This is a genomic window from Mycolicibacterium xanthum (assembly GCF_019710635.1).
Classification (GTDB): Bacteria; Actinomycetota; Actinomycetes; order Mycobacteriales; family Mycobacteriaceae; genus Mycobacterium; species Mycobacterium xanthum.
This window is the reverse complement of the sequence record NZ_JAIFZS010000011.1, coordinates 14484-30312: the sequence shown is the minus strand read 5'-3', so window position 1 is coordinate 30312 and position 15829 is coordinate 14484. Positions and strand designations below refer to the sequence as shown.

Genomic DNA, 15829 nt, shown 5'->3' with positions numbered 1-15829 from the left:
TTGACACCCGTCAAGAGGTGACGGGTTCACGGCGAGCGCGCGCTCAGTGCACGCGTTCTACGGCGCGCCTACGCACAGACGCGCGCGCCGAGAAGGGAGAAATAGGTTGCGCGCTCGCGGAGAAATGTCAGTCGGACTCGGCCAGCCGCGTCTTGAGCGCGTCGAACTCGTCCTTGACGCTGGTGGGCAACTTCTCGCCGACGAACTCGAACCACTCCTCGATCATCGGGAGCTCGGCACGCCATTCGTCGGCGTTGACCGCCAGCGCGGCATCCACATCGGCCTGATCGACATCCAGGCCGGACAGATCGAGATCCTCGGCGGTCGGCACAGTACCGATCGGGGTGGTGTGGCCACCGGCCTTCTGCTCGATACGCTCGATGATCCACTTCAGCACCCGGCTGTTCTCGCCGAAGCCCGGCCACAGGAAGCGGCCGTCGTCGCCGCGGCGGAACCAGTTGACGAAGAACACCTTCGGCATCTTGGCCTCGTCGGCGCTCTTGCCGATGTCGATCCAGTGCTGCATGTAGTCGCCGACGTTGTAGCCCATGAACGGCAGCATCGCCATCGGGTCGCGGCGCACCGTGCCGACCTTGCCCTCGGCGGCGGCGGTCTGCTCGGAACCCAGCGTGGCGCCGATGAACACCCCGTGCTGCCAGTCGCGGGCCTGGGTCACCAGCGGCACGGTGGTCTTGCGGCGGCCGCCGAACAGGATCGCCGAGATCGGCACACCCTGCGGGTCGTCCCACTCCGGGGCCAGCGTCGGGCATTGCGACATCGGCGTGGTGTATCGCGAGTTCGGGTGCGCGGCGACCGTCTCGGACTCACGCTCGTACCAGTCGTTGCCCTTCCAGTCGATGAGGTGGTGCGGCTCGCGCGGCATGCCTTCCCACCACACGTCGCCGCTCTCGGTCAGCGCAACGTTGGTGAAGATGCTGTTCCCCGCCTCGATGGTCTTCATCGCGTTGGGGTTGGAGTCCCAGTTGGTGCCCGGCGCGACCCCGAAGAAACCGAACTCCGGGTTGGTGGCGTACAGCCGGCCGTCCTTGCCGAATCGCATCCAGGCGATGTCGTCACCGATCGTCTCAGCCCGCCAGCCGGGGAGCGTGGGCTGCAGCATCGCCATGTTGGTCTTGCCGCACGCCGACGGGAACGCGGCGGCGATGTAGTAGGCCTTGTCCTCCGGGGAGATCAGTTTGAGGATCAGCATGTGCTCGGCCATCCAGCCCTCGTCGCGGGCCATCGCCGAGGCGATCCGCAGCGAGAAGCACTTCTTCCCGAGCAGTGCGTTGCCGCCGTAGCCGGAGCCGAAGCTCCAGATCTCCCGGGTCTCGGGGAAGTGGGTGATGTACTTGGTGTCGTTGCACGGCCAGGGAACGTCCTTCTGGCCGGGCTCCAACGGCGCGCCGATCGAGTGCAGGGCCTTGACGAAGAAGCCGTCATCGCCGATCTTCTCCAGCGCCGCGGCGCCCATCCGGGTCATGATGCGCATCGACACCACGACGTACTCGGAGTCGGTGATCTCGACGCCGAGCTTGGGATCCTCGGCACCCAGTGGACCCATGCAGAACGGGACGACCCACATGGTGCGACCACGCATCGACCCGCGGTACAGGCCGGTCATCAGGGTGCGCATCTCGGCGGGGTCCATCCAGTTGTTGGTCGGGCCGGCGTCGATCTCCTTCTCGGAGCAGATGAACGTGCGCGACTCGACGCGAGCCACGTCGGAGGGGTCGGACAGAGCCAGATACGAGTTGGGCTTCCTGTGTTCGTTGAGCCGCCTGAAGGTGCCGGCGTTCACCAGGTGCTCGCACAGCGCCGCGTACTCCTCGTCGGAGCCGTCGGCGAACGCGACCCGGTCGGGTTGTGTCAGCTCGGCGACCTCGCGCACCCAGGCGAGCAGGCCCTCGTGCTTGGTCGGTGCGGAATCCAGTCCCGGAATGGTCGCTGCGGTCATGCTGTGTGGTCTCCTGCAATCTTCCTGCGAGATGTCTGCCGGGACGCAGACGCGCGAACTCGAAACCCGAGGCCCGAAATCCAGCGCAGCCGCGCTACCCCCTATCCACTGAGGTTAACGCGGGTGACATAGCCGCGGTAAGCCAGGACCGTGTCCGATCACTCACAGGAACGATTCAGAAGGCCGCCAACGGGTGTGCTACTGGCCGGTAACCTCTATCCGGGGGGATTCCGGGCCTTCGAGACGGCGCCGGACGGCCGCCAACACACCCTCCAGCGTCGGCAGGATCTGGCTTCGCAGCGCTTCGTCGCGGGCCGCGGCACGGGCCGATTCGCCCAGTTCGGCGTCGAGGGCGGCCACTTGTCGCGCGGCCGACTCGCGCGCCGCGTCCGCGGCCGCCAGGGTCGCCGCCGTCAGCGCCACCTCGGCCGTCAGCATCCCGGCGGCCACCCGCTCGTCGAGCGTGCCGCGGGCCTGCACGGTCACCTCGGCGACCCACCGGTCCAGCACCGCGCGGTCCTGCAGCAGCCCGCGCATGCCGACCACCCACAGGCTCAGCAGCAGCCCGGCGATGCCGCCGGCCGCCAGTCCGGCGCCCGCCAACCCCGGAGCCAACCCGGCCAGCAGCCGAGACGACATCAGCGCGACACCGAACCCGAAGCCCGCGCCGAGCACCACGCTCAGCCGGCGCTCCAGCCTGCGCGCACGCAGCGGCGGGTCCCGCAGGGTGATCCCGGGAGCAGCGACAGCCGTCGGCGGGCAGTGGACCCCGTACTCGGCCGACAGATCCCGCCGCCGCGCGGCGGCCGCCGCATCGACGTCGGCGACCAGCGCGTCACACCGCCGCCGGACCAGCGCCGCGAAATCGTCCACCCGCGCGCGGGTCGCGCCGGCCGGGACCCGCCCGCGGGTCGCGGTGGCCGCGGCGTCCTGCAGTTCGGCGCGCGCCAGTGCGCAGCGTTCCCGCACCACGCCGGACAGCTCCACCCGGGCCCGTTGAACGTCGGCGCGCAGGCCGGCGGTACGCACCGCAGCCGCGCGGCGGTCGTCCCGCAGTACCTCGGCGCGCTCCCGGCGCAGCTGCCCGGCGTACGACCGGAGGCCGGATTCACGATCGATCAGCGAGACGGCGCGGTGCACCCGCGTCTCCCAACCGCGCAGCAGGTTCCGCCGGCTCGATTCGGGCCGTTGCAGAAGCCGCCGGACCTCGGCGACGAGCTCGTCCAGGAGCGGCAGCCCGGCCCGCGGCGCTGCGGCCGTGGGCACCCAGGTGATGTCCCGGAAGCGTGCGGCGTGGTGTGCGAGGCGCTCCCGATCGACGGCGAGCACCCCGTGCCAATCACGGTGGTCGTCGACCTTGGCCAGGACGCCGACCACCCCGTCGGTGTCGGCGGCGGCGAGATCGATGAGCGCACAATCGGATTCGGTGATCGGCGCGATCGCCGACACCACGAACAACACCGCCACGGGGGTCGCGGCCGGCGCGGTGTCGACGAACACCGCTTCCGGTACCCGGACGGCCAGCGCGGCGATCAGGCTGGTGACGCCGGCCAGCGCCGGTCCGATCACCAGCACCACCGGTGGCGGGTTCATCGCGACCGGTTCAGCAGGCGTAGCGAGCCGCGGGCGATGTCGAGCGCGCAGCGGCGGTGGGTACCGGTGACCGGGCCGCGCGCAAACCGCTGCCAGTGCCGCGCCGCGGCCAGTAGCGCGTCCGGGTCGTCGGCCGTCTCGACACGTCCGCCCGCAGCCCGCACCACCTCGGCCGCGGCGGCCATCACCGCGACGGCGACCGCATCGGAGACCAGGAAGTCCGGCAGTCGGGGATCGGGACATCGGGCCGCGACCACGTGCAGGTCACGGACTGCGTCCCGGATCCGGTGGTAGCGTTCCGGGGCCGCTGCGGCCGCCACGGCGTCGAGCACGGCGTGGACCCGGCTGAGGCCGCGCAGGCGCCCGACGATGTCCGGCAGCGCGGCGCCGTCGGCGACCGCCATCAGGGCGTGGGCCAGGCCGAACCGGTCCAGCCGGTGCAGCAGGCGCGATCGCGTCCGGGCCAGCAGCGGGTGCGCCGACCCGACGAACGCGTCGGTCGACGTCAGGTCGGCGGGGCTGGCCAGCAGCACGCGCAGCGCCGCCAGGTCTTCGGCGTCGAGTTCCACAGTGGCCAGGTGGGCGATCATCGGGACGACGGGCACGCCGAACGATGCGGCCCACCCCGCGGCCCGGCGGTCGGCCACGGCCAGCGGCCCGCCGGGATCCGCACCGGCCAGATCCGCCTTGTTGAGCACCACCAGCGCCGGTGCGCCCGGTTCGGTGAGCGCGCTTCGCTCCTCAGGTTTGAGGCTTTCCGCGGCCACCACCACGCGCACGCCGGCGCCGATCGTGCCCACCGACAGCCCGGCAGCGGCCAGCGCGGCGGCGACCGTGTCCCGCCCCACCCCCGGCCGGCCGGCCACGGCCACCCGCAGCGGCGCCTGCAGCCGATCGTGTACCGCGGTGACGTGCGGGTTTCGCGTCTCGGCGGCGAACTGCGCGAGAATGTCGACAAACATGCGGTGCCTCCGTCCCCCGACGGAAATCCTGACACCCGTGCGAGGCCACCCCGGACACCTTTTTCGGCGGCCCGCACCGTCGACACCCGGTGTACCAGCGGAAGGCAACTGTTGGGTATCAATCCGTAACACGATGCAGGGAGTCCAGCCTCGATGAGCGACCATGGACAAATGCATGTCCCGGGCAGCGACGTCACCCCAGACGTGACGTCCGGCCCGGTCGACGGCGCACACTTCCACCGCCGTGTCACCAGCTTCCGCGCCCGCCGCTCCACCATCTCGGACGGCCAGCGAGCCACCTGGGACCGGCTGTGGCCCCTGCTGGGCACCGAGGCCCGCCACGGCGACACACCCGCCGCACCGCTGGACACCGACGCCTGGTTCGTCCGCCATGCCCCGCTCATCCTCGAGATCGGCTGCGGCACGGGCACGTCGACCCTGGCGATGGCGCAGGCCGAGCCCGACCTCGACGTGATCGCCGTGGAGGTGTACCGGCGCGGCCTGGCGCAGCTGCTCAGTGCCATCGACCGCACCTCGCAGCCGGAGTCCGGCTCGGCGCCGGTCACCAACATCAGGATGATTCGCGGCGACGGCGTCGACGTGCTCACCTATCTGCTCGCACCGGCATCGCTGGCCGGTGTGCGGGTGTTCTTCCCCGACCCGTGGCCGAAGGCGCGCCACCACAAGCGCCGGCTGCTGCAGCCCGACACCGTCGCGCTGATCGCCGACAGGCTGCGCCCCGGCGGCGTGCTGCACGCGGCCACCGACCATCTGGGCTACGCCGAACACATCGCGCAGGTGGGCGACGCCGAACCCCGGTTGCGCCGGGTCACCACCGCCGACCGCCTTCCGATGTCGGCGGACAGGCCGGTGACCAAGTACGAGCGGAAGGCGCTGGCCGGCACCGAGGTGGCCGAACTGCTCTGGGAGCGGACGCCATGAGCCTGACCGACGACATGCCGGCCATGCCCGAGATCGGCACCGTCCCGGGCCAGGCCGACGGCTACGGAAACGGGGCCGGCAGCACCGCGCGACGTGTGCTGCTGGTGTGGGACGCCCCCAACCTGGACATGGGGCTCGGCTCGATCCTGGGCGGGCGCCCGACGGCCGCGCACCGCCCCCGGTTCGACGCCCTGGGTCGCTGGCTGCTGTCCCGCACGGCGGACCTGTCGGCCGAACTGGGCCGGTCCGGACACTCGGTGGCCCTGGAACCCGAGGCGACCGTGTTCACCAACATCGCCCCGGGCAGCGCCGATGTCGTGCGCCCCTGGGTGGAGGCGCTGCGTAACGTCGGTTTCGCGGTGTTCGCCAAGCCCAAGATCGACGAGGACAGCGACGTCGACTCCGACATGCTCGACCACATCGCCGTGCGGCGTGCGGAAGGCCTGGCCGGCCTGCTGGTCGCCTCCGCCGACGGTCAGGCCTTCAAACAGCCCCTGGAGGAGATCGCCGCGGAGGGCGTCGACGTCGCGGTGCTGGGATTTCGCGAACATGCCAGTTGGGCGCTAGCGTCGGATACCTTGGAGTTCGTCGACCTGGAGGACATCCCCGGCGTCTTCCGGGAACCGCTACCGCGGATCAACCTCGATTCGCTGCCCGAGCAGGGGGCATGGCTACAGCCGTTCCGGCCGCTGTCCTCGCTACTGGCCTCACGGGCCTAGACAACTGAAGCCCGGATGCTGACGTGCGGCCGCTGACCACGACGCGCAAAGACCGATAGGAGCACACGTGTTCGCCTGGTGGGGTCGAACGGTGTACCGGTTCAGGTACATCGTCATCGGTGTCATGGTGGCGCTGTGCCTTGGCGGTGGCATCTACGGCATGAGCCTGGGACAGCATGTCACCCAGAGCGGGTTCTACGACGAGGGCAGCCAGTCGGTGCACGCGTCGATCGTGGCCGACGAAGCGTACGGGCGTGACCGGACCAGCCACGTAGTCGCCATCCTCACACCGCCGGACGGCACGAAGGTCGACGATCCGGAGTGGATGAAGAAGACCACCGACGAACTCGACAAGCTGGTGTCCGATCATCCCGACCAGATCGAAGCCTGGGTGGGCTGGCTGAAGGCGCCCACCACGACACTCGAGACCGTCCAGCAGATGAAGACCGACGACCTGTCGAAAACCTTCGTCAGCATCCCGCTCAAGGGCGACGACGACGATTCGATCCTGAAGAACTACCAGGCCATCGAACCCGAACTTCGGCAGGTCAACGGCGGCGACATCAAGCTCGCCGGCCTCAACCCGCTGGCCAGCGAGCTCACCGGCACCATCGGCGAGGACCAGCGGCGCGCCGAGGTGGCCGCCATCCCGTTGGTGGCCGTCGTGCTGTTCTTCGTGTTCGGCGGCGTGATCGCCGCGGCGCTGCCCGCCATCATCGGCGGCCTCACCATCGCCGGGGCATTGGGCATCGTGCGCATGACCGCCGAGTTCATGCCGGTGCACTTCTTCGCCCAGCCGGTGGTCACGCTGATGGGCCTGGGCATCGCCGTCGACTACGGCCTGTTCATGGTGAGCCGCTTCCGTGAGGAGCTCGCCGAGGGCTACGACAGCGAGACGGCGGTGCGCCGCGCGGTCATGACGTCCGGGCGAACCATCATGTTCTCCGCGGTGATCCTGGTGGCCTCGTCGCTGCCGCTGCTGCTGTTCCCGCAGGGCTTCCTGAAGTCCATTACCTACGCGATCATCGCGTCGGTCCTGCTGGCGGCGTTCCTGTCGGTCTCGGTGCTACCGGCCACGCTGGCGATCCTCGGACCCCGCGTCGACGCGCTCGGGGTGCGCTGGCTGCTGAAGTTCGCCCAGCCCGACAGTGATATTCACGATATTCGCGATCTTCCCGGCGGCTCCGATCCGGCCAACCGGAAGACCAATGCCCTCGCCATCGCGTCGATCCCGGCCGGGCTCCTGGTTCCGCCCATCGGCATCGCGCTGGGACACGTTGCGCGCCGACGTATCCGCTACACCGGCGAGCAGGGTCTGCCGCTGACGGTCATCGGCCTGACCCTCGGCTACCTGGGCACGCTCGGCGGACTGACGTACCTCGTCGTCACCAACAAGGACACCCTGGGCACCGGGCTGTACTGGGTGCTGCTCGGCATCATCATCTTCGTCGCCGTGGTCGTCGCCGGGATGGTGCTGGCGCGCTACGTCCCGCTCGCGCGCACGCCGATCGTGTGGTGGCTCAACTGGCTGGCCGAGAAGACACAGAAGACCAAGACGCGCGCCGAGGTCGAGAAGGGCTTCTGGGGCAAGCTCGTCAACGTCGTGATGAAACGGCCCATCGCGTTCGCCGCACCGATCCTGATCGGGATGATCCTGCTGGTCATCCCGCTGGGTCAGCTGGCACTGGGCGGCATCAGCGAGAAGTACCTGCCGCCGGACAATTCGGTGCGGTTGGCCCAGGAGGAGTTCGACAAGACCTTCCCCACGTTCCGCACCGAGCCGATCACGCTGGTGATCCAGAGCACCGACGGGCAGCCGGTCACCGACCAGCAGGTCGCCGAGATCAAGGCCAAGGCGATGGCCGTCAGTGGGTTCATCGAGCCCGACGGCGAGCCGTCCAAGATGTGGCAGCCGCGCGGCGGCGCCAACGAAGACGAATCGGTGCGGGTCATCCAGAACGGTCTCATCGACCGCAACGACGCGGCGGCCAAGATCGCCGAGCTGCGGTCCATCAACCCGCCGCGCGGGCTGGAGATCTCGGTGGGCGGAACCCCGGCGCTCGAGCAGGACAGCATCCACAGCCTGTTCGAGAAGCTGCCGCTGATGGTGGTGCTGCTGATCACCACCACGACGATCCTGATGTTCCTGGCGTTCGGGTCGGTGGTGCTGCCGATCAAGGCAGCACTGATGAGCGCGCTGACGCTCGGATCCACGATGGGCATCCTGACGTGGATGTTCGTCGACGGCCACGGCTCGGGCCTGATGAACTACACCCCGCAGCCGCTGATGGCGCCGATGATCGGCCTGATCATCGCGGTGATCTGGGGTCTGTCCACCGACTACGAGGTGTTCCTGGTCTCCCGGATGGTCGAGGCCCGCGAGCGCGGGATGTCGACCGCCGAGGCGATCCGCATCGGCACCGCCACCACGGGCCGGCTGATCACCGGTGCCGCCCTGGTCCTGGCGGTGGTCGCGGGCGCCTTCGTGTTCTCCGACCTGGTGATGATGAAGTACCTGGCGTTCGGCCTGCTCATCGCGCTGCTGCTGGACGCGACGATCGTCCGGATGTTCCTGGTGCCGGCGATCATGAAGCTGCTCGGCGACGACTGCTGGTGGGCGCCGCGGTGGATGAAGCGCATCCAGGAGAAGCTCGGCCTCGGCGAGACCGAACTGCCCGACGAGCGCAAGCGCCCGGCCGTGCGCGATCAGCGGGACGAGTCCCACCCGGAGGCGCTGGTCGGCGCGGGCGGGCCCCCGATGCTGCCGGCCGGCCGGGTGGCGCCGCCCCACGATCCGACCCATCCGGCTCCCGGGGCCACACCCGGGCCGGGCCGTGGCGCCCCGCCACGCCCCACCGGGCCGTCGGCCGCGGGGACCAACAGGCTGCCCGGCCCGCCGCCGCGTCCTCCCGTCCCGCCGGCCGCGCCCCGGGACGAACCGCAGACCACCCGGCTGTCGATCGCTAAGAACGCGGTCCGCAACGTGGTGAGCAATGCGGCCGCGGTGACGCAGCGCACCCAGCGCGCGGCACCCCAGCCGCCGTCCCACGCACCCAGGCACGAAGACCGCGCCATCGAGTCCTGGCTCGGTGACCTGCGCGGCACCGGCGCGGCGACGCCACCGCCACCGCCACCGCCGAAGCCGTCGGCCGAACCGACCCACGCGATGCCCGGCCAGGGTCCGGGCAACGAGCCGACCACGGCGATCCCGGCACAGCGGGAGTCCGCTCCGCAGGCCGACGGCTCCGCCGAGGAGACCCGGGCGATCCCGACCGCGCGTCAGCCCGACGCCGAGGCCGCCACGGAGAAGCTGAACACCCGCGCCGACGAGGAACGTCAGCGGCGTGGCGGCAACGGGGTCAGCGCACAGGATCTACTGCGGCGCGAGGGACGACTGTAGCCCACCGGGTACGCCGAGATTGCTGGGCGCGCCGTGCGACCCGGTGACGACCCTCTCCGCGCAATCTCGGGGCGCGAATTCCCCGTCACCCCGGCGGCGCATCGACGTCGTCGGGATGGGCAAGCACCACCGGCCCGATGTCGGCCTCCAGCGCCGCCTCCTCGGCGGCGGGGTCTTCGGCGAGCAGCACCCGGATCGCGCTGTTGAGGAACGCCAGCACCGGCACGGCGAGCAGCGCGCCGATGATGCCGGCCAGCACGGCGCCGCCGGCGATGGCGAGCACGATGGCCAGCGGGTGGATCGACACCGCACGCCCCATCACCAGCGGCTGCAGCACGTGGCCCTCCAGCTGCTGTACCGCGATGATCAACCCGAGGGTGATCAGCGCGTAGATCCAGCCCTTGGCGATCAGCGCGACGATGACGGCCAGGAACCCGGTGATCACGGCACCGACCAGCGGGATGAACGCACCCATGAACACCAGCGAGGCCAGCGGCAGCGCCAGCGGCACCCCCATGATCGCCAGGCCCACCCCGATACCCAGCGCGTCGACGAGGGCGACCAGGAACGTCGCCCGCACATAGCCGATCAGCGAGCGGAACCCGGCACGCCCGGCGTCGCGAACCCGCACGCGCGCGTCGGCCGGGAAGACCCTGGTGACGAATCCGAAGATGTTGCGGCCGCCGTGCAGCAGGAAGATCAGCGTGAACAGCACCAGCAGCGCACCGGTGACGATCTCGGTGACCGTGCCCGCGGTGGACAGCGCCCCACTGGTCAGCTTCTCCTGATTGCTGCGCAGCGCCTCGATCGCGGCGTCGCGGAACTGGTTGATCTGCTGCTCGCTGACGTGCAGCGGCCCGTCGGTCAGCCAGGTGCCGACGCCCTCGATGCTGGTCGACACCTGCGCGACCAGCGCGGGCGCGCCGTCGACGAACTGGGTGATCACGAACGCCAGCAGCCCGCCGAACAGCGCGAACCCGCTGAGCAGGACCAGCGCGACAGCACCGCTGCGCGGCGCGCCGTGGCGGTCCAGGAAGTCGACGACGGGCAGCAGCAACGCGGCGACGATGGTGGCCAGCGCGACCGGCACGAACAGGATCTCCAGGCGGAAGAAGACCCACCCGACCGCGAGGACGGCGCCGAAGATCACCAGCAGCCGCCACGACCACGCAGCGGTCTTGCGGACCAGCGGGCTGACCGACCGGTCGGCGAAGGAATCCAGTGAGCTGCCAAGGGACGGACCGGCTGACATCCCGGTAGCGTAACGGCCCCGGATCTGCGGAATCCCTTGCTTGACGGCTTACCCTGTAGGGCGTGTCACACGACGCTCCCGCGAGTGGCATCCGGGCCCTTGGCACCGGACGGGTGCCCAACGGCCGCGGAAAGTACTGGTGGCTGCGCTGGGTGGTGATCGCGCTCGCGGTCATCGTGCTGACGGTCGAGATCGTGCTGGTGCACGACCAGCTCGCCAAGGCGTGGAAGAGCATGTACTCGGCGCGCTGGCTGTGGGTGGGGGTCGCGATCGTGGCCGCGATGGCGTCGATGCACAGCTTCGCGCAGATCCAGCGCACGCTGCTGCGCTCCGCCGGGGTGCACGTGCGGCAGTGGCGCTCGGAGGCCGCGTTCTACGCCGGAAACGCGCTGTCCACCACGATGCCCGGCGGTCCGGTGCTCTCGGCGACCTTCATCTACCGCCAGCAGCGGATCTGGGGCGCGTCCCCGGTGGTGGCCTCGTGGCAGCTGGTGATGTCGGGCGCGCTGCAGGTGATCGGGCTGGCCCTGCTGGGCCTCGGCGGCGCCTTCATGCTCGGCGCGAGCAAGAACCCGCTGTCGCTGATCTTCTCGCTCGGCGGTTTCGTGGCGCTGGTGCTGCTGGCGCAGGCCGTGGCGACCCGGCCCGAGCTCATCGACGGAATCGGCGTGCGGGTGCTGTCATGGGTCAACTCGGTGCGGGGCAAGCCGCCCGACACCGGGCTGGCCAGGTGGCGGGAGACCCTCGCCCAGCTGGAGTCGGTGCAACTCAGCCGACGGGTCCTCGGGGTGGCGTTCAGCTGGTCGCTGTTCAACTGGATCGCCGACGTCGGCTGCCTGCTGGCGGCGTGCTACGCCACCGGCGGTCACCCGTCGATCGCCGGCGTGACCGTCGCCTACGCCGCCGCCCGTGCGGTGGGGTCGATCCCCCTGATGCCGGGCGGGCTGCTGGTCGTCGAGGCGGTCCTGGTACCGGGTCTGGTGTCGAGCGGAATGTCGCTGGCTGCAGCGATTTCGGCGATGCTGATCTACCGTCTGATCAGCTGGATCTTCATTGCCGCCATCGGCTGGGTGGTGTTCTTCTTCATGTTCCGCACCGAGAAGGACGTCGACCCCGATGCGAACGGATCCGCCGCGGCGCCGCCGAAGCCTCCCGGCACACCCGCGCTGTTCAGCCCCGACCCCGAGGCACCCCACCCGCCCGGCCAGTCCGACTGACATCGAAAGAGTCACCGCCGCATGCCGATTCGCCCCCTGATCGCCTCGGCCGCACTGATCGCGCTCACGCTGTGCGCGGCCTGCTCGCCGCCATCGGAGAAGCCGTCGGAGAACGCACCCGAAGACGGGACCACCGAGAGTGCACCTGCGCAGGCCACTTCGACTCCTGCGACGACGCCCGCGCCGTCGGCGGGGGCCGAGTCGGTCGCCACCCCGGTGATCGCTCGGGTGCTCGCCGCGCCGATCCCGGTGCCCGGCACCGACGGCAAGACCCACCTGGCCTACGAGCTGGCGCTGACCAACACGATGCCCCACGACGTGACGCTGACCTCGGTCGGCGTGCGGGCCGGTGACCGCACCCTGCTCGACCTGCCCGGTGACCGGCTGGCCTACTGGACCAGGCTGGCCGGCAACCACGATCCGACCACCACGATCGGTCCGGCCCAGACCGCGTTCGTGTGGTTGGACGTCGCGCTCGACGCCGACGAGCCGGTGCCCACCGAGCTGACCCACGCCGTCGGCGTCAAGGTCTCCGAACCGATGCCACCGCTGATCCCGGAGGACCTGACCGAAGACGTCGCACCGGTCACGGTGCAGACCCGCGCACCGGTGGTGATCGCACCGCCGCTGGCCGGGCCGAACTGGCTGGACGCCAACGGGTGCTGCGACATGACGCCCCACCGGATGGCACTCAACCCGATCAACGGCGAGCTGTGGGCCGCCGAGCGATTCGCGGTCGACTACATCCAGCTGGGCCCGGACGGCCGGCTTTTCACCGGCGACCTCGGCAAGCTGGACAGTTTCCCGTACTTCGGCACCGACATCCTGGCGGTCGGCGACGGGCCGGTGGTGCGCTCCGTGGACGGCCGGCCCGAGCAGGTTCCCGGCGCGACGCCGACCGGGCTGGCGCTCGACGAGTACGGGGGGAACTACATCGTGCAGGATCTCGGTGACGGCAACTACGCGTTCTACGCCCACCTGCAGACCGGATCGGTCAAGGTCAAGCCGGGCGACCAGCTGACCACCGGTCAGGCGATCGCGTCGCTGGGCAACAGCGGCAACACCACCGCACCGCACCTGCACTTCCACGTCATGAGCACGCCCGACCCGCTGCGCTCCAACGGGCTGCCGTTCGTGTTGCGGTCGTTCCGGCTGGACTCGCGGATCACCGACGGCCTCGATCCACTCTTCGACGGCAAACCCGCGGCACTCGAGCCGGGGTTCGCACCGCGCGACGAAACCGACACCGCGCCACTGGTCGACGACGTGATGACCTATGCCGACCGTTGACCGACCGCCGGCCCGGACCGCCCTGTGGGCGCTCGGCGCCGACGTGGTGTGCGTGCTGGCGTTCTGCGCGATCGGGCGCCGCAGCCATGCCGAAGGCCTGACCGTCGGCGGCATCGCCGAAACCGCCTGGCCGTTCCTCACCGGGACCGGGGTGGGCTGGCTGCTGGCGCGGGGCTGGCACCGCCCGGCCTCGCTGGCGCCCACCGGCATCGTGGTGTGGGCCGCCACCGTGGTGGTGGCGATGGTGCTGCGCAAGGCCACCTCGCAGGGCACCGCACCGAGCTTCATCGTGGTCGCCTCGCTGACCACCGCGGCGCTGCTGCTCGGCTGGCGCGCCGTGGCCGCGGCGGTCACCCGCCGCTGAGCGGCGTTCTCACAGCTCCGAATCCGGCGGCGCGGCGGGCACCGCCGAGACGGTCAGGGTCGCCCGCAGACCGCCCAGCGGCCCGTCGGAGAGCTCGATGGCGCCGCCGTGCAGCTCGGCCTGCTGGGCCACCAGCGCCAGGCCCAGCCCGGAACCGCCCGGTGCGGCGTTGCTGCCCCGGGAGAACCGGCCGAGCACCGCCGCATGCTCGTCGGCGGGCAGTCCGCCGCCGTTGTCGTCGACGACGATGGTCACCACGCCGTTGTGCCGGTGCGAGGCGAGCCGGATGCGGCTGGCCTGCCCGTGCGTGATGGCGTTGCGCACCAGGTTGTCCACCGCCAGCCGCAGGCCGCTGGGCCAGCCCAGCACGGTACCGAGGTCGTCGTCGAAATCCACGTCGATCTGGACATCCTGGCTGCCCCGCATGTTCTCCCGGGCCACCCGGTCGAGCATGTCGGCCACATCGATGACCTCGCGGTCCTCGGCCTGGGCCAGCTGACCCGACGCCAACTGCCCCAGTGCGGTGATGATGCCCTCGACCCGGCGCTGGGCCCGGGACAGGTCGGCGACCACCTCGTCGCGCTCGTCGTCGGGCAGGTTGTGGATGCGCAGGGTGTCGAGGTCGGCACGCATCGCGGTCAGCGGCGTGCGCAGCTCGTGGGCGGCGTTGGCGGCGAAGTCCCGCGCGGCCTGCAGCGAGTTCGAGGTGGCACGCTGTGCGGCGGCCAGCCGGCTCAGCATCCCGCTCATCGCCTCGGACAGGTCCTCGGCCTCGCGCACCCCACGCACCGCGGGAATCTCCTCGGATTCCCTGCGTAGTTGTTTGGTGTGCTCGGTCAGCTTGCGCAGCGGCCGGATCGCCGGACCAGCCAGCAGCCAACCCAGCCCGGCGGCGATCAGCACCGTCAGCACACCGACGGCGATGTAGGCCGGGATCCGGGCCCGGTTGAGCAGCACACTGTCCGCACGGATCCCGATGGACATCAGAAGCCCACTTTCCTGATCCACCGGGACCGTTCGCACCCGGTACTCCACGCCGTTGACCAGCGCGGTCTCGGTTCCGGGTGGTAACGGCGGCAGCTGCAGCCCGCGCTGGAACACCACCTGGCCGGTGGAGCGGTCCCGGCCGGTGGTCAGCACGCCGCGGCGGGGATCGGAGAGTTGCTCTGGAAACATGCTGGCGTCGACGATGGCGTCCAGCCGGCGGTCCAGCTGGACCGCGTCGTTGTTGGCCAGCACCAACGAGGTCAGGATGGTGAACGCCGCGACGACCGCCGATGCGGCGGCCGCCGACGCGATGGCGACCCGCGTACGCAGCGACGCCGACCGCAGTGCCCTGGGAAGTCGCAGTTTCACGAAGGGTTCGGCACCACGGCGCTGGTCACGGTTCTTCCCGGAGCACGTAGCCGATGCCCCGCACGGTGTGGATCACCCGGGGCAGGCCGTCACGCTCCAGCTTGCGTCGCAGATAGGAGACGAACACGTCGGCGACGTTGGTGTCGACGTCGAAGTCGTAGCCCCACACCAGCTCCAGCAGGCGCTGCCGGCTCAGCACGACTCCGGCGTTCTCGGCCAGCGCGGCCAGCAGGTCGAACTCCCGCTTGGTCAGCTCGACCCGCTCACCCGCCACGAAGACCAGCCGCCGCGCCGTGTCGATGGTCAGCGAACCGACCGTCAGGGTGTCCGAGGTCGGGTCCGAGCTGTGGGCCCGGCGCAACAATGCGTGCAGCCGGGCCACCAGCTCGCCCAGATCGAACGGCTTGGTCAGGTAGTCGTCGGCGCCCGCCTCCAGACCGGCGATCCGGTCGTTGACGGTGTCGCGCGCGGACAGCACGCAGATCGGGATGTCGTTGCCCAGCGCGCGCAGCGCCGTCACCACCGCGACGCCGTCCAGTTCGGGCATCTGCACGTCGAGAACCAGCGCGTCGTGCGCTTCGCTCGACAACAGCCGCAGCGCTTCCTTACCGGTCGCCGCCACGCGCACGTCGAACCCCGAATGTCGCAGACCTCGGGCCACCGAGGTCCGGACATCCGGGTCATCGTCGACCATCAACACCGTCCGACCCGCGCCGTCCTGGGTGGACAGCTCCCCCTCGCGATCGGGCGGAGCGTCCACCCTGTCGCGCACCGGGC

General features: G+C 70.5%; 12 protein-coding genes. 6 read left to right on the top strand and 6 right to left on the bottom strand.

The genetic code is table 11. The features are described from left to right. Positions 1-127: 127 nt before the first annotated feature. From JDV09_RS06315 to JDV09_RS06305, 3 genes are all read right to left on the bottom strand, one after another. Positions 128-1957, bottom strand: a complete 1830-nt coding sequence (locus JDV09_RS06315; protein WP_221368269.1) for a phosphoenolpyruvate carboxykinase (GTP) — start codon at positions 1955-1957, stop codon at positions 128-130. A 198-nt stretch (positions 1958-2155) separates the two neighbouring features. Then, positions 2156-3550 carry a GTPase Era family protein gene (locus tag JDV09_RS06310; RefSeq protein ID WP_221368268.1) on the bottom strand — a complete coding sequence of 465 codons (1395 nt, stop codon included), beginning with the start codon at positions 3548-3550 and terminating at the stop codon, positions 2156-2158. Continuing rightward, positions 3547-4512, bottom strand: a complete 966-nt coding sequence (locus tag JDV09_RS06305; protein ID WP_221368267.1) for a hypothetical protein — start codon at positions 4510-4512, stop codon at positions 3547-3549. Before JDV09_RS06305 ends, JDV09_RS06310 begins: the two co-directional genes overlap by 4 nt. Before the next feature lie 153 nt (positions 4513-4665). On the opposite strand from JDV09_RS06305, the gene trmB reads away from it, so the two are divergent. From trmB to JDV09_RS06290, 3 genes are all read left to right on the top strand, one after another. Further along, the gene (gene trmB, locus JDV09_RS06300; RefSeq protein ID WP_221368266.1) at positions 4666-5454 is read left to right on the top strand and encodes a tRNA (guanosine(46)-N7)-methyltransferase TrmB; all 789 of its coding nucleotides are present in this window, start codon (positions 4666-4668) and stop codon (positions 5452-5454) included. Beyond that, entirely contained in the window at positions 5451-6173 is a 723-nt protein-coding gene (locus JDV09_RS06295) for an NYN domain-containing protein (protein WP_221368265.1), read from the top strand. The genes trmB and JDV09_RS06295 overlap by 4 nt, the downstream gene beginning before the upstream one ends. A 67-nt stretch (positions 6174-6240) precedes the next feature. Then, entirely contained in the window at positions 6241-9573 is a 3333-nt protein-coding gene (locus tag JDV09_RS06290; RefSeq protein ID WP_221368264.1) for an MMPL family transporter, read from the top strand. Between the two features lie 85 nt (positions 9574-9658). Here JDV09_RS06290 and JDV09_RS06285 read toward each other — a convergent pair whose 3' ends face one another. Continuing rightward, complete coding sequence (locus tag JDV09_RS06285; RefSeq protein ID WP_221368263.1) at positions 9659-10825, bottom strand: AI-2E family transporter; 1167 nt, start codon at positions 10823-10825, stop codon at positions 9659-9661. Between the two features lie 62 nt (positions 10826-10887). Here JDV09_RS06285 and JDV09_RS06280 point away from each other — a divergent pair, with 62 nt between their 5' ends. From JDV09_RS06280 to JDV09_RS06270, 3 genes are read left to right on the top strand one after another with little or no spacing between them, the layout of a single operon-like run. Further along, the gene (locus JDV09_RS06280; protein WP_221368262.1) at positions 10888-12042 is read left to right on the top strand and encodes a lysylphosphatidylglycerol synthase transmembrane domain-containing protein; all 1155 of its coding nucleotides are present in this window, start codon (positions 10888-10890) and stop codon (positions 12040-12042) included. A gap of 21 nt (positions 12043-12063) precedes the next feature. After that, a complete protein-coding gene (locus JDV09_RS06275) occupies positions 12064-13332 on the top strand; it encodes a M23 family metallopeptidase (protein ID WP_221368261.1) in 1269 nt (422 codons plus the stop codon). Then, positions 13319-13696 carry a DUF3054 domain-containing protein gene (locus JDV09_RS06270; RefSeq protein WP_221368260.1) on the top strand — a complete coding sequence of 126 codons (378 nt, stop codon included), beginning with the start codon at positions 13319-13321 and terminating at the stop codon, positions 13694-13696. Before JDV09_RS06275 ends, JDV09_RS06270 begins: the two co-directional genes overlap by 14 nt. 9 nt (positions 13697-13705) lie before the next feature. Here JDV09_RS06270 and JDV09_RS06265 read toward each other — a convergent pair whose 3' ends face one another. Continuing rightward, on the bottom strand, positions 13706-15046 hold the full coding sequence (locus tag JDV09_RS06265; RefSeq protein ID WP_221368488.1) for a sensor histidine kinase: 1341 nt from the start codon (positions 15044-15046) through the stop codon (positions 13706-13708). A gap of 31 nt (positions 15047-15077) precedes the next feature. Beyond that, the gene (locus JDV09_RS06260; RefSeq protein WP_308124030.1) at positions 15078-15824 is read right to left on the bottom strand and encodes a response regulator transcription factor; all 747 of its coding nucleotides are present in this window, start codon (positions 15822-15824) and stop codon (positions 15078-15080) included. Positions 15825-15829 lie beyond the last annotated feature (5 nt).